The sequence below is a fragment of the Aeromonas sp. QDB39 genome (genome assembly GCF_027707585.1).
GTDB classification, from domain to species: Bacteria; Pseudomonadota; Gammaproteobacteria; order Enterobacterales; family Aeromonadaceae; genus Aeromonas; species Aeromonas hydrophila.
Genome location: NZ_JAPCIV010000005.1, coordinates 1 through 14,324 on the forward strand (window position 1 = coordinate 1; position 14,324 = coordinate 14,324).

The window sequence follows — 14,324 nt, forward strand, 5'->3', positions numbered from 1 at the left end:
TGTAAGCGCGGCGACGTGTTGAGCTAACCCATACTAATTACCCGTGAGGCTTAACCATACAACACCCAAGAAGTGTTTCGAGCCTTGTGACAAATACGAAACTACTTACATCAGCTTTCACAGATTGAAGAATTTGCCTGGCGGCCATAGCGCCGTGGAACCACCTGAACCCATGCCGAACTCAGAAGTGAAACGCGGTAGCGCCGATGGTAGTGTGGCATTCGCCATGCGAGAGTAGGACACTGCCAGGCACCCAATTAAACGGTGATGTGAAGAATCACATTACTGGCTGCGAGGATGACACCTCAATGAAGCGGCAGACAATTTAGCAAAAAGCTAACCAGACAGCGGAGCGGTAGTTCAGTCGGTTAGAATACCGGCCTGTCACGCCGGGGGTCGCGGGTTCGAGTCCCGTCCGCTCCGCCACTACTTAAGAAGCCCAGTCTAACGACTGGGCTTTTTTTCGTTTCCGATACCGCACTCATTTTCCCTCACATCAACACCGCCATCATCCGATCATCGCCCCTGAGAGAGGTTGCCGCTATAATGGCCGCCCTCAAGCAAGGTGGTGGTATGAAAGCAGAGTATCTACAGCGATTCGGGGGCATTGCCCGTCTTTATGGTCAGAGTGCGCTGCATTCTTTTAGCCAGGCGAAAGTCTGTGTGGTCGGGATAGGTGGCGTCGGCTCCTGGGCGGCCGAGGCGCTGGCTCGGGCCGGCATCAACCAGATCACCCTGATCGACATGGACGATATCTGCATCACCAACACCAATCGCCAGATCCACGCCATGCAGGGGACGGTCGGTCGTCTCAAGACGGAGGTGATGGCAGAGCGCATTCGCGCCATCAATCCGGATTGCGAAGTGATCGAGGTGGATGATTTCGTCACCGCCGACAACCTGGCCGAGTATATCAAGCGGGAGTTTGACTATGTGGTGGACGCCATTGACTCGGTCAAGGCCAAGGTGGCGCTGATTGCCTTCTGCAAGCGCAACAAGATCCCGGTGATCGTGGCCGGCGGTGCTGGCGGGCAGATGGACCCGACCCAGATCACCGTGGCCGACCTGGCCAAGACTATCCAGGATCCGCTGGCCGCCAAGGTGCGCTCCGATTTGCGTCGGTTGCACAACTTCAGCAAGAATCCGGCACGCAAGTTCGGGGTGGAGTGTGTCTTCTCAACCGAGCAGCTGAGTTATCCGGATGGCAATGGCGGCACCTGTCAGGCCAAGGCGGCCAGCGACGGCAATATGAAGATGGATTGCGCCTCCGGCTTCGGCGCCGTGACGCCGGTGACGGCTACCTTTGGCTTGGTCGCGGCTTCCCGGGTATTGAAGAAGATTGCCGAGCGGGGAGCCCGTGCCGATAAAGAGGCCGGGAATGAAGGCGCAGGGTCGATTGGCGAAGCCTAATCGACCACTGGGCAAGGCGGGTTAGACGGCCTGCTCCCGGATCGCCAACACGATAGCTCTGAGCCCGTTGCCCCGCGACGGGCTCAAGTGTTTCTCGAGTCCCAGTTCGCTGAAATAGCCCTCCATGTTGAAGGAGTGGATCGCCGCTGCGGGTTGGTGGTTGAGCGCCGCCAGCACGATGACGATAAGGCCCCGCACGATGCGGGCATCTGAATCGCAGGCAAAGTGCCAGTTACCATCCTCGCCTTTCTCCCCCTTCAGCCAGGCCTGGCTTTCACATCCCTTAAGGCGAAATGCCTCCTGCTGCCATTCGCCGGGCAGGGCAGGCAGCTGCTTGCCGAGCTGGATGATGAGCCGGTATTGGTTCTCCCAGCCGTGGGCTGCGGCAAATTGCTGACGGATGCTATTTGCGTCGGGCTCAACGCCTATCCGGGTATAGGTTGCGAGGCTGTTCATTGGATTGTCTGCCTTAGAAGAAGTCACTGAGTTTGTGCAGGGCGGCCAGCAGGGCGTCGACATCGTCCCGATTGTTGTAGCAGGCCAGCGAGGCGCGCAGGGTACCGCCGATACCGAGCGATTCCATCAGCGGCATGGCGCAGTGATGGCCGACCCGCAGCGCGATCCCCTGCATGTCGAGCAGGGTGGCGGCGTCCTGCGGGTGGATCTCGTCCAGCAGAAAGGAGACGGCGCCGGCGCGCTGGCCGGGTTCGCCGACCAGACGCAGACCCGGCACCTGTTGCAGTCCGGCAACCAGATAGTCGGCCAGTGCCGCTTCATGGCTGGCCAGTGAGTCCCTGTCCTGCTCCATCACAAAGTCGATGGCAGCGGCGAGGCCGATGGCGCCGGCAATATGAGGGGTACCGGCTTCAAACTTGAAGGGCAGGGTGTTGAAGGTGGTGCCGGCGAAGCTGACTCTGTCGATCATCTCGCCCCCCGCTTGCCAGGGTGGCATCCGCTCCAGCTGCTCGGTGCGCCCCCACAGCACGCCGATCCCGGTCGGGCCATAGAGCTTGTGACCGGAGAAGGCGTAGAGGTCGCAGCCGATGGCTTGTACATCCACCTCGAGATGGGCCACTGCCTGGGCACCGTCGATCAGCGTCACGGCGCCAACCGCTTTGGCGGCCTCTACCATCCGGGCGACCGGATTGACGGTGCCAAGGGCATTGGATACGTGGGCCACGCTCACCAGCCGGGTACGTGGCCCCAGCATGGCGCGATAGGCCGCCAGATCGAGATCGCCCCGCTCATCGAGAGGGATGACCCGGATCACGGCACCGGTACGCTGGGCAATCAGCTGCCAGGGGACGATGTTGGCGTGGTGCTCCAGGGTGCTGAGCACTATCTCGTCTCCCGCCTGAAGTTCGCTCATGCCCCAGCTCTGGGCCACCAGATTGATCGCCTCAGTAGTGCCACGGGTCCAGATTACCTCGCGACTGTGAGGCGCATTGATAAAGCGGGCAACCGTCTCGCGGGCGGCCTCGAAGGCACGAGTGGCACGGCCGCTCAGGGCATGGGCGGCGCGGTGTACGTTGGCGTTGTCGGTGCTGTAGTAATGCGCGATGGCGTCCAGCACCACCTGGGGTTTCTGGGTAGTGGCGGCGTTATCCAGATAGATCAGAGGGTGGCCGTTGACCTCTTGCGCCAAGGCCGGAAACTGGCTGCGCAGCCGGGCGTGCTGTTGCTGGTTCATGCTCCCCTCATATCATCTGGAAAAGTCGGCCATGATCCGGAAAATGGCGGTCAAACACAAGGCGCAGTGACGGGATATTGCCTGCGGTTTCGGCTGCCTGCGGGATCTCTGTTACAATGCCGCCCCTCATCATAAGCCAAGAGATCCGGCCCATGAAGCTCAACCCCAATCAGAACGAAGCGGTCAAGTTTGTCTCCGGCCCTTGCCTGGTGCTGGCGGGTGCCGGATCGGGCAAGACCCGCGTCATCACCAACAAGATTGCCTATCTGGTACAGCAGTGCGGCTACAGCGCGCGCAACATCGCCGCCGTCACCTTCACCAACAAGGCCGCGCGGGAGATGAAGGAGCGGGTCGGCCAGACCCTGGGTCGCAAGGAGGCACGGGGGCTGATGGTCTCCACCTTCCACACTCTGGGGCTCGAGATCATCCGCCGCGAGCACAAGAGCCTGAATCTAAAGGCCAATTTTTCCCTGTTCGACGACACCGACCAGCTGGCGCTGCTGAAAGAGCTGACCGAGGCGGAGCTCGACAACGACAAGGACAAGCTCTCGGCCCTCATCAGCCAGATCTCCAACTGGAAGAATGACCTCATCCTGCCGGCTCGCGCCATGCGCATCGCCCGCGGCCCGGAAGAAGTTTTGCTGGCCCAGCTCTATGAACGCTATCACCGCCAGATGGTGGCCTACAACGCGCTGGATTTTGACGATCTGATCGTGATGCCGACCCTGTTGCTCAAGAGCAACGAGGAGGTGCGCACCCGCTGGCAAAACAAGATCCGTTATCTGTTGGTCGACGAATATCAGGACACCAACACCAGCCAGTACGAGCTGGTGAAGCAGATCGTCGGCGAGCGGGCCCGTTTTACCGTGGTGGGGGACGATGACCAGTCCATCTACTCCTGGCGCGGTGCCAAGCCGCAGAATCTGGTGCTGCTGAACGAGGATTTTCCCAGCCTCAAGCTCATCAAGCTGGAGCAGAACTACCGTTCCAAGAAGCGCATCCTCAAGTGCGCCAACATCCTGATCGCCAACAACCCCCACGTCTATGACAAGGCCCTCTTCTCTGAGCTCGATGAAGGGGTGAAGCTCAAGGTGCTGTTTGCCAAGAATGAGGAGCACGAGGCGGAGCGTATCGCCGCCGAGCTGATGGGCCACAAGTTTATGAATCGCACCCGGTTCAAAGACTACGCCATCCTCTATCGGGGCAACCATCAGTCGCGCATCTTCGAGAAGGCGCTGATGACCAACCGCATTCCCTACCGTATCTCGGGCGGCACCTCCTTTTTCTCCCGCACCGAGATCAAGGACATCATGGCCTACCTCAAGCTGCTGGTGAATCCAGATGAGGACACTGCCTTCCTGCGGGTGGTCAATCTGCCGCGCCGCGAGATAGGCCCCACTACCCTCGAAAAACTGGGCCAGTATGCCAACCAGCGCGGCAAGAGCCTGTTTGCCGCCAGCTTCGAGCTGGGGCTGGAGCAACACCTCTCTGGGCGCGGTCTATCCGCCCTGCAGGCCTTCACCAACTGGCTGGTGCGGCTCGGCGATCAGGCGCTGCGTGGCAATCCGGTGGAGGCGGTGCGGGACATGATCAAGGAGATCCACTACGAGGAGTGGCTCTACGAGACCTCTCCCAGCCCGAAGGCAGCAGAGATGCGGATGCAGAACGTCTCCACCCTTTACCGCTGGATCACCGAGATGCTGGAGGGGGATGAGCTGGAGGAGGCGATGACCCTGGCTCAGGTGGTTACCCGGCTCACCCTGCGTGACATGATGGAGCGCAATGAGGGAGAGGACGAGGCTGACCAAGTGCAGCTGATGACCCTGCACGCCTCCAAGGGGCTGGAGTTTCCCTATGTCTACATGGTGGGCATGGAGGAGGGCTTGCTGCCGCACCAGACCAGTATTGACGAAGACAACGTGGAGGAGGAGCGGCGCCTCGCCTATGTGGGCATCACCCGGGCCCAGACCGAGCTGACTTTTACCCTCTGCAAGGAGCGGCGCCAGTACGGCGAGTCGGTGCGGCCGGAGCCGAGCCGCTTCCTGCTGGAGTTGCCGCAGGACGATCTGGAGTGGGAAAACCAGAAGAAGGTGACGGCCGAGGAGCGTCAGCAGAAGGGGCAGGTCGGGGTCGCCAACCTGAGAGCGCTGTTCAAGAAGGATTGAGTGGTGGTTAGCCGCGCTCATTCTTGGTCTGGGTGAGCAGGGGAGTGATATCGGCTCCGGGCATGGGCGGCGAGATATAGCGCCCCTGGCCCATCAGACAACCGAGATCGATCAGTTTCTGTAGCTGTTGCTGGTTTTCGATGCCTTCCACCACTAGGGTGAAGTCCAGATCCTGGCAGATGTCGCGCATGGCACGGATGAGGGCGAGATCTTTGGGTGACTGCAGCATGCGATGAGTGAAGCTGTCATCCACCTTGATGTAGTCCACCGGAAAGTGGAACAGGGCGTTGAGGGACGAAAACCCGGTCCCAAAGTCATCCAGACTGATCTGGATACCCTTGGCTCTCAATTCGTGCAAAGAGGTGAGGGCATCGGAGTCCTGCCGTGACAGCTCCCGCTCGTTGAACTCGAAGATCAGATAACCGGGGGCTATCCCCTCGGATTCGATGATTTCAACCAACTTCATGATCTGCTCATGGCTGACCAGATGCTTGCCGGACAAGTTGATGGCCACCTTGAACTTGCTCTGGCCTGACAGCGGCAGCCACTCCTTCAATTGTTGGCAGGTGTGGCTCAGGATCTGGTAGTCCAGCTCCTGAATGAGACCACACTGCTCCGCAAGCGGGATAAAGTCGAACGCATCCTTGAGTACCCCCTCTTCGGTGATCCAGCGGGCCATCACCTCCAGCCCGGTCAGCCGGCTGTCCTTGAGCCGGATCACCGGCTGAAAATAGGGGACGATGCGCCCTTCACGCAGCGCTCTTGCCAGCATCTCTTCCGGTGAGGCCCAGGTCTGGACCGAGCACTCTTCCGAATAGCTGACGATGCGACTGCGGCCGTTGCGTTTGGCCTGGTACATGGCCAAGTCGGCCTGATGAAGCAGCTGGCTGATGTCGGAGGTCTGTTCCGATACGCTGGCCACCCCCAGACTGACCGTGATGCCCAGCTCGTTGCCCATCAGTCGAAAAGGGTAGGAGAGGCGGCTGATGATGCGGTTGAGAACCGGGCTGATATCCTCCTCGGTCTTGCTGTTGTCCAGATAGATGACGAATTCATCCCCGCCTAGCCTGGCCACCATGTCGTTTTGCCGAATGCAGGTCTGCAGGCGGCGGCTCATCTCCTTGAGCAGCTGGTCGCCGGCGCTGTGACCCAGGGTGTCGTTGACCTGCTTGAAGTGGTCCACATCGATGAAGATCAGCGAAAAACCGGGCGACTTGTAGCGGTGAAAGTGGGTCATGGCGTGGTTGAGGTGATTCATCAGCAGGGCCCGGTTGGGCAGCTGGGTCAGCGGATCGTGCAGGGCGTCGAACTGCAGCCGCCGTTCCAGTTCCTGATGCTGCTTGAGCTGCTTTTGCAGCCGGAGGTTGGTCTGACGCAACTGCTGCAGGCGCTGGTTGATGGAATCTTCCGAGTTGATGTCGTGCAGCTGCTGGCGGATCCGCCTCAGCTCCAGCAGCAGGGTGAGCTGGCTGCGCAGGAAGTCGAGAAACAGTCGGTCATCGGTTTCCAGCGGATGCTGCAGGCTGATGAGAAAGTGGGCGAAGTACTGCTGCTGCAGGCGCAGCGGTTGGCTGTACCAGTAGAGCTGCTCCTTGTGCTGCTCCATGTTGTTGGTGCTGTGGCACAACCCGGTGATGAACTCGTCGCTGTGGGGAGGCTGCTCCGGATAGATCTTCTCGAGCCGGTGGCTGTCGATGCGCACCAGCAGCATGTCCTGAATGGCCAGCATCTGGCGCAGGACTGCCTCGAGCTGGGAAAACAGCGCCTGACTGGGCAGAGTATTGGCCAGCCGGATGATGCGGTTGATGCTCTCGATCTTCTTCTGCCAGTCAGGGTCTTTGCGGATCAGCGGTGAGGCCAGCTCCGACAGCTGGGAGCCTGCTTGGGTCTCGTTCAACCGCTTGGCCAGGCACTCCAGCAGCAGGCGCAGGGTTGGCAGCTCCTTGGGCTGGCAGCAGGCCAGCAGCCACTGGACCTGACCATGCTCGACCGGCAGCGAGCACCAGCCATCGGCTTCATCGAGCTGGGTCAGTTGATCGGTGATGCGCGACTCCTCCAGCCCCAGCTGCAACTTGAAACTGTCGGAGATCTGGTATTCGCATACCCACTGCAGGCCGGCTTCCGACAAGCCGAGCATGCCGAAATGCTGCAGCGGGCAGAGCTGGTTCAGCTGCTGGATCAGGGTGTCATAATCTTTGGAAGTGGCGGCGGAGGGGGCGGGGAAATCCATAATAGCGGAGACCAACGCCAGCAAGGGAGTCGAGTAATGGGGTGCTATTGGTTGCGCTGACATGAGTAACTCCCGGTTTGCCTACCCTACAAAGAGTAGCCGGAAGTCATCAGATTGAAAGGGCCGCAAATGCGGCCCTTTCAAACACTTAGAGCTTGTCGATCATGTAGTGAATGGCGTTTTCGATCTCTTCATCGCTACAGGTGGCGCAAGTTCCTCGTGGCGGCATCACACCGGTCTTGCCTGCGAAGCCGGCAATGGCGTGTTTCTTAAGTGTTTCAATGCCTTGGGCGATACGTGGTTCCCAGGCGGCCTTGTCGCCACGCTTGGGGGCACCGGCGATGCCGGCATCGTGGCAGGCGAAGCAGGCGCCCTTGAACACGGCTTCGCCGTCGCGCGGACCAGATGCCGCTGCCGCCGCAGGGGCTGCGCCTGCGGTCGCAATCCCTTCCAGATCCTTGGCGGTATAGACTTGACCGACAGGCTTGATCCGCTCGGCAATTGCCTCCGGTGACATATCATCGGCAGCAAGCACCACGCCGGACAAACTGGCGGCCGTCATCCCGACCGCCAGCAAATAGCTCAGTTTTTTCAACACGCTCATGTACTCCCAGCAGGCTTTTATTATCCCTAGAAAACGACTGGATTATAACCGAATAGTTACAGCCATTTAAACGCTTGTGTGTGAAGTGTTAAGCACTCTGCGTGCAAAGTTTCTTCGTCAGATCACAAACTGGCGAGGCTGGCCCGAAAAAAAGAAACCCGGTTTTCACCGGGTTTCATCTCATGGGCGGGCCGAAAGGCTTATTTGCCCCAGCTGAGGATTACCTTGCCGGACTGGCCTGAGCGCATGGCATCGAACCCTTGCTGGAAGTCGTCGACGTGGAAGCGGTGGGTGATGATGGGGGAGAGATCCAGCCCGGACTGGATCAGACTGGCCATCTTGTACCAGGTCTCGAACATCTCTCGACCGTAGATCCCTTTGATAAACAGTCCCTTGAAGATCACCTTGCCCCAGTCGATGGCCATGGTAGCGGGGGGGATGCCGAGCATGGCGATTTTGCCGCCGTGGTTCATCTTGTCGATCATGTCCTGGAAGGCGCTAGGCACGCCGGACATCTCCAGCCCCACGTCGAACCCTTCGGTCATGCCGAGTTCACTCATCACGTCGCTGAGCTGCTCCTTGGCCACGTTGACGGCGCGAGTAGCGCCCATCTTGCGGGCCAGCTCGAGCCGGTATTCGTTGACGTCGGTGATCACCACGTGGCGGGCACCCACGTGGCGGCAGACGGCGGCGGCCATGATGCCGATGGGGCCGGCGCCGGTGATCAGCACGTCTTCACCGACCAGGTCGAAGGAGAGGGCGGTGTGCACCGCGTTGCCGAACGGATCGAAGATGGCGGCCAGTTCATCGGGGACGTTGTCCGGCAGCTTGAAGGCGTTGAAGGCCGGGATCACCAGATACTCGGCGAAGGCGCCGGGGCGGTTGACGCCGACGCCTATGGTGTTGCGGCACAGGTGGGTGCGGCCGGCACGGCAGTTGCGGCAGTGGCCACAGGTGATGTGGCCCTCACCGGATACCCGGTCTCCGACCGCGAAGCCGCGCACTTCCTGGCCGATGGCGACCACTTCCCCGACGTATTCGTGGCCGACCACCATGGGCACCGGGATGGTCTTCTGTGACCACTCGTCCCAGTTGTAGATATGGATGTCGGTGCCACAGATGGCGGTCTTGCGGATCTTGATCAGCAGGTCGTTGTGGCCGAGTTCGGGGGCCGGTACGTCCGTCATCCAGATGCCGACTTCTTTGTGCAGTTTGGAGAGCGCTTTCATGGTTGTTCCTTCACGATGAATGCAGAAAGAAGGGGCGCCAGGCCCCTTGATTCAAATCAGATGATGTCGAGTTCGTGGCCGATGCGAATGAAGGCATCGATGGCCTTGTCCAGTTGCTCACGGGTGTGGGCAGCGGACATCTGGGTGCGGATGCGGGCCTGGCCCTTGGGCACGACCGGGAAGGAGAAGCCCACCACGTAGATGCCGGCAGCCAGCATGCGGCTTGCCATCTCGGCGGCCAGTTTGGCGTCACCCAGCATCACCGGAATGATGGCGTGATCGGCCCCGGCCAGGGTGAAACCGGCGGCGCTCATTCGCTCGCGGAAGTATTGGCTGTTCTCCTTGAGGCTGGAGCGCAGCGCATGCCCTTCGGCCAGCATGTCGATCACCTTGATGGTGGCGGCGACGATGGAGGGGGCCAGCGAGTTGGAGAAGAGATAGGGGCGGGAGCGCTGGCGCAACCAGTCGATCACCTCCTTCTTGCCGGAGGTGTAGCCACCGGAGGCGCCGCCAAGCGCCTTGCCCAAGGTGCCGGTGATGATGTCGACCCTGTCCATCACGCCACAGTATTCGTGGGTGCCGCGGCCGTTCTCGCCGATGAAGCCGACGGCGTGGGAGTCGTCCACCATCACCAGGGCGTCGTACTTGTCGGCCAGATCGCAGATGGATTTGAGGTCGGCAATGACGCCATCCATAGAGAAGACGCCGTCGGTGGCGATCAGCTTGAAGCGGGCGCCGTCGGCGTCAGCCTGCTTGAGCTGGGCTTCCAGCTCGGCCATGTCGTTGTTGGCGTAGCGATAGCGCTTGGCCTTGCACAGCCGGACCCCGTCGATGATGGAGGCGTGGTTGAGGGCATCGGAGATGATGGCGTCTTCGGCACCGAACAGGGTTTCGAACAGACCGCCATTGGCATCGAAGCAGGAGGAGTAAAGGATGGTGTCTTCGGTGCCCAGGAAGGCAGACATCTTCTGCTCCAGCTCCTTGTGCTGATCCTGGGTGCCGCAGATGAAACGGACCGAGGCCATGCCGAAGCCGTGGCTGTCCAGCCCCTGATGAGCCGCTGCGATCAGGTCAGGGTGGTTGGCCAGCCCCAGATAGTTGTTGGCACAGAAGTTCAGCACCTGCTCGCCGCCCACCGCAATCCGGGCCTGCTGGGCCGAGGTGATGACGCGCTCCTGCTTGTACAACCCTTCAGCCTGCACCTGCTCAAGCTGCTCGGTCAGGTGACGATAGAATCCGTTAGACATCCTCGATCCTTATTGGCTATTTCAGCTGATTATCAACAATGGGCAGTATTTTACTGCAATCTGTTGCGGTGAATTCAAATGATTGTGCTGACATTCAACAATTGTGAAACAGATCTCACCCGGCTGGTTGGGCCAGTTGACGATAGTGCTGTTCCAGCTGGCGGATCTGGTCGGCCACCTGGGGCTGCACATAGGGGCGCAGCAGGAACAGTACCCGCAAGACGCCCTGATAGAGCAACGGCTTGGTGATGCGGGTGTTGGGGGCCTGGGCAATCTGGAACGGGATCCAGCAGGTGACCACCATCTTGATGGTCTGGCCCAGATCCGGCAGATCCTCGTCGCTGACATTTATGATGCCGCCCTCGCGCAGGCTTCTGAGCAGGGCCACCACGGCGGCGCGCAACTGCTCCTGGGCCTTGAGGTATTTTTGCTGCAGTGGCTCATCGCGGCTGAGGATGTCCGGCAGATTGGCGTAGAAGAAGCGGAACTGCCACATCAGATAGAAGATGGCATCCAGATAGCCCATCAGGTTTTCCAGCTTGATCTCGTCGCTGCGCGCCGGCGTGAAGCTCTCGCTCAGGTGGCGGGCGTACTGGTCGAAGATGGAGTGGATGATGTCTTCTTTATTGCGGAAGTGGTAATAGAGGTTGCCCGGGCTGATGCCCAGATGAGCGGCAATGTGGTTGGTGGTGATGTTGCGCTCACCCTGATCGTTGAACAGCTCGGTGGCGCTGTGAATGATCCTGTCTCTGGTTTTCATCGCTGTTCCCTCTGCCGGGCCCCTGGCCGGTGAAATCGTCAAGGTCGAATCCCCTTGCGGCCCGTGATAAACTTTTCGGCAATTTCAAATTGGCTCACTATACACAGCTTTAACAGGCAGTCACACGTGGCCATCAACGTACGCGAGGCAAACTCCATGATCGTAGTAACTGGCGGTGCTGGCTTTATCGGCAGCAATCTGGTCAAGCAGCTGAACGCTCAAGGACGGACCGATGTGGTGGTCATCGATGACCTGACCGACGGCACCAAGTTCGTCAATCTGGTCGATCTGACCATTGCCGATTACATGGATAAGGATGAGTTCCAGGCGCGGATCGTCTCCGGCGACGAATTTGAAGAGTGGGATGGCGGCATCGAGGTGATCTTCCACGAAGGCGCCTGCTCCGCCACCACAGAGTGGAACGGCAAGTTCATCATGGAGGTCAACTACGAGTACTCCAAGGATCTGTTCCACTACTGCATCGAGCGGGAAATTCCGTTTATCTACGCCTCCTCTGCCGCCACCTATGGCGGGCGCAACGACAACTTCATCGAAGATCCGAAGTTCGAGCAGCCGCTCAACGTCTACGGCTACTCCAAGCAGCTGTTCGACCAGTACGTGCGTCGCTGGATGCCGGAGATCAACTCCCAGGTAGTCGGTCTCAAGTACTTCAACGTCTATGGCCCGCGCGAGCAGCACAAGGGCTCCATGGCCTCGGTTGCCTTCCACCTCAATACTCAGGTGAAGAAGGGCGAGAATCCCAAGCTGTTCGAAGGCTGCGACGGCTTCCCCAACGGCGGCCAGATGCGCGATTTCATCTATGTGGATGACGTCTGCAAGGTGAACCTCTGGTTCTGGCAGAATCCGCAGCACTCCGGCATCTTCAACTGCGGTACCGGCCGGGCCGAACCGTTCCAGAACGTGGCCGAAGCGGTGATCAAGCATCATCAGAAGGGTGCCATCGAGTACATTCCCTTCCCGGATCACCTCAAGGGCCACTATCAGAGCTTCACCCAGGCAGACATGACCAAGCTGCGCGGCGTCGGTTATGACGCCGAGTTCAAAACCGTGGCCGAAGGGGTCGCGGATTATATGGCGTGGCTCAACCGTTAACGGGTGAGTTTTACACAGCCATGTGCAGACAAGCCGGAAGCAGGCCATACCTGCTTCCGGCGCTGTTGTTTGTCACGGTTTTTCTCAGTTTCTACCGGGTAACCACGCAATGAACATATTGATGGCACTCTCCCAGCTCGAAGTGACGGGCGCTGAGGTCTATGCCACCACGGTCGGTAACGAACTGACCCGGCGTGGCCACCAGGTTTTCTACGTATCGGACACCTTGACCAAGCCCACTCTGGGTGAGGTGTTCAAGCTGCGATTCAACAAGCGCAGCATTCTGCGCCGCTTCTGGCACGTCTTCTACCTCATCTATCTGATCAAGAAGCATCATATCCAGCTGGTGCATGCCCACTCCCGCGCCTCCGGTTGGAGCAGCTATGTGGCCTGCAAGCTGACCGGCACCCCCATGATCACCACGGTGCACGGCCGCCAACCGGTGCATGCCTCCCGCAAGGCCTTCCATGCTCTCGGCTTTCGAGCGGTGGCAGTGTGTGAGGATATCGCCCACCAGATCATCGACAATCTGGGGGTGGATCCGGCCATCGTGCAGGTGCTGCGCAATGGCATCGAAACCGACAAGTTCCAGCCTGTGCCTGCCCCGACCAATGCCAGGCCGGTGATCGCCATCGTAGGCCGGCTGAGCGGCCCCAAAGGTGAGCTCTGCTATAGGTTGCTGGATGAGGTGCTGGATCTGGACGCCTGCCAGGTGAAGGTGGTGAGCGGCAGCCAGCTGCCGGCGCGTTTCCAGCGTTTTCAGGAGCGGGTCGATTTCGTTGGCTACGTGGAGGATGTCCCTGCGCTGATAGCGCAATGCGATCTGGTGATCGGGGCCGGTCGGGTGGCGATGGAGGCCCTGCTGTGCGGCCGTCCCGCCTTTGCCATCGGTGAGGCCAAGGCCATCGGGCTGGTGACCGAGCGCAATCTGGATGAAGCGCTGGCCAGCAACTTCGGCGATATCGGCCCCCAGGACCTGGCGATCGATTTTGCCGCACTGAAAGCGCAGATTACCCCGGCCCTGGCCAGTTGCACCGTTTCAGACACAATTCGTCAGCGCATTCAGGCCGAATATGGCTTGGCGGGAGTGGTCTCCGACCTGGAATCCATCTATCAGGATGCGATGGTCGAAACCCTGCGCCGCGAGATGCCGGTCATCATGTACCACCGCTTCATCGAGCATGATAGCGAGAAGGGGGTACACGGCACCTGGATGCCGATCGCCATGTTCGAGAAGCACCTGCGCCTGCTGAAGTGGCTCGGCTATGAGACCCTGACGTTCCGCGATCTGGCGGACAAGGGCTTCATTCACCGGCTGCAGTACGGCAAGAAATACCTGATGATCACCGCCGACGACGGCTATCAGGACAACCTGACTCGCATGCTGCCGCTGCTGGAAAAATATGGTTACAAAGCCGTGGTATACGTGGTCACGGGGGAAGGGTATAACCGCTGGGATGTGGAGCATGCGAGCAACCCGGACACCCGGGTGGACTTGATGAATGGCGAGCAGCTCAAGGCGCTGACGGCCTCCGGTCATGTGGAGATCGGCGGGCATACCCTGACCCACCCCAGGTTGAGCAAGCTTGCACCCGAGCAGCAAGCTCATGAAATCCAAGAGAACAAACGACAACTCGAAGCCCTGCTCGGCCACTCTCTGCTGTCGTTCGCCTACCCTTATGGCGATATGGATGAGAGTGCCAAGGCGCAGGCGATGGTGGCGGGCTACCGTTTTGCGGTTGCCACCAACAGCGGGCCCAGAGCCATGCACCAGGACCCTTTTCGGATCCGCCGCATTGCCATTTTCCCGCGTACCGATGTTTTTGGCCTGTGGCGCAAAATCCGGGGTAACTATGTGTTCAGGAAATCTTGATTG

11 protein-coding genes, 1 tRNA gene and 1 rRNA gene are annotated in these 14,324 nt (G+C 59.8%); 6 read left to right on the plus strand and 7 right to left on the minus strand.

The genetic code is table 11. The features are described 5' to 3' along the window. Positions 1 to 136 precede the first annotated feature (136 nt). From rrf to tcdA, 3 genes are all read left to right on the plus strand, one after another. Positions 137 to 251: ribosomal RNA gene (gene rrf / locus PG899_RS03945) — 5S ribosomal RNA — on the plus strand. Between the two features lie 98 nt (positions 252 to 349). Further along, positions 350 to 426: transfer RNA gene (locus tag PG899_RS03950), tRNA-Asp, on the plus strand. Between the two features lie 147 nt (positions 427 to 573). After that, positions 574 to 1,410: a tRNA cyclic N6-threonylcarbamoyladenosine(37) synthase TcdA gene (tcdA, locus tag PG899_RS03955; RefSeq protein ID WP_077096270.1), complete on the plus strand. Its 837-nt coding sequence runs from the start codon at positions 574 to 576 to the stop codon at positions 1,408 to 1,410. Positions 1,411 to 1,431: 21 nt separating this feature from the next. Here the strand turns inward: tcdA and PG899_RS03960 are convergent, their stop codons facing one another. Next, entirely contained in the window at positions 1,432 to 1,866 is a 435-nt protein-coding gene (locus PG899_RS03960) for a SufE family protein (RefSeq protein ID WP_016352382.1), read from the minus strand. A gap of 13 nt (positions 1,867 to 1,879) precedes the next feature. Further along, on the minus strand, positions 1,880 to 3,100 hold the full coding sequence (locus tag PG899_RS03965) for an aminotransferase class V-fold PLP-dependent enzyme (RefSeq protein WP_077096272.1): 1,221 nt from the start codon (positions 3,098 to 3,100) through the stop codon (positions 1,880 to 1,882). Between the two features lie 152 nt (positions 3,101 to 3,252). Here PG899_RS03965 and rep point away from each other — a divergent pair, with 152 nt between their 5' ends. Further along, positions 3,253 to 5,265 carry a DNA helicase Rep gene (gene rep / locus PG899_RS03970; RefSeq protein ID WP_077096273.1) on the plus strand — a complete coding sequence of 671 codons (2,013 nt, stop codon included), beginning with the start codon at positions 3,253 to 3,255 and terminating at the stop codon, positions 5,263 to 5,265. A 7-nt stretch (positions 5,266 to 5,272) separates the two neighbouring features. Here rep and PG899_RS03975 read toward each other — a convergent pair whose 3' ends face one another. The 5 genes from PG899_RS03975 to PG899_RS03995 all read right to left on the minus strand — a co-directional run bounded on the left by PG899_RS03975 (position 5,273) and on the right by PG899_RS03995 (position 11,335). Beyond that, positions 5,273 to 7,558 (minus strand): putative bifunctional diguanylate cyclase/phosphodiesterase, encoded by a 2,286-nt coding sequence (locus PG899_RS03975; RefSeq protein WP_041216899.1) that lies wholly within the window; start codon positions 7,556 to 7,558, stop codon positions 5,273 to 5,275. An 85-nt stretch (positions 7,559 to 7,643) separates the two neighbouring features. Continuing rightward, entirely contained in the window at positions 7,644 to 8,099 is a 456-nt protein-coding gene (locus PG899_RS03980) for a c-type cytochrome (protein WP_024945508.1), read from the minus strand. Between the two features lie 200 nt (positions 8,100 to 8,299). Further along, entirely contained in the window at positions 8,300 to 9,328 is a 1,029-nt protein-coding gene (gene tdh / locus PG899_RS03985; RefSeq protein WP_077096274.1) for an L-threonine 3-dehydrogenase, read from the minus strand. A gap of 56 nt (positions 9,329 to 9,384) precedes the next feature. After that, a complete protein-coding gene (locus PG899_RS03990) occupies positions 9,385 to 10,575 on the minus strand; it encodes a glycine C-acetyltransferase (RefSeq protein ID WP_029302358.1) in 1,191 nt (396 codons plus the stop codon). Positions 10,576 to 10,690: 115 nt separating this feature from the next. Further along, positions 10,691 to 11,335 (minus strand): TetR/AcrR family transcriptional regulator, encoded by a 645-nt coding sequence (locus PG899_RS03995; RefSeq protein WP_011707886.1) that lies wholly within the window; start codon positions 11,333 to 11,335, stop codon positions 10,691 to 10,693. A 156-nt stretch (positions 11,336 to 11,491) separates the two neighbouring features. On the opposite strand from PG899_RS03995, the gene rfaD reads away from it, so the two are divergent. Both rfaD and PG899_RS04005 read left to right on the plus strand, forming a co-directional pair. Then, positions 11,492 to 12,448: an ADP-glyceromanno-heptose 6-epimerase gene (gene rfaD, locus PG899_RS04000; protein WP_029302357.1), complete on the plus strand. Its 957-nt coding sequence runs from the start codon at positions 11,492 to 11,494 to the stop codon at positions 12,446 to 12,448. Between the two features lie 109 nt (positions 12,449 to 12,557). Beyond that, entirely contained in the window at positions 12,558 to 14,321 is a 1,764-nt protein-coding gene (locus tag PG899_RS04005) for a polysaccharide deacetylase family protein (RefSeq protein ID WP_179101418.1), read from the plus strand. Positions 14,322 to 14,324: the final 3 nt, after the last annotated feature.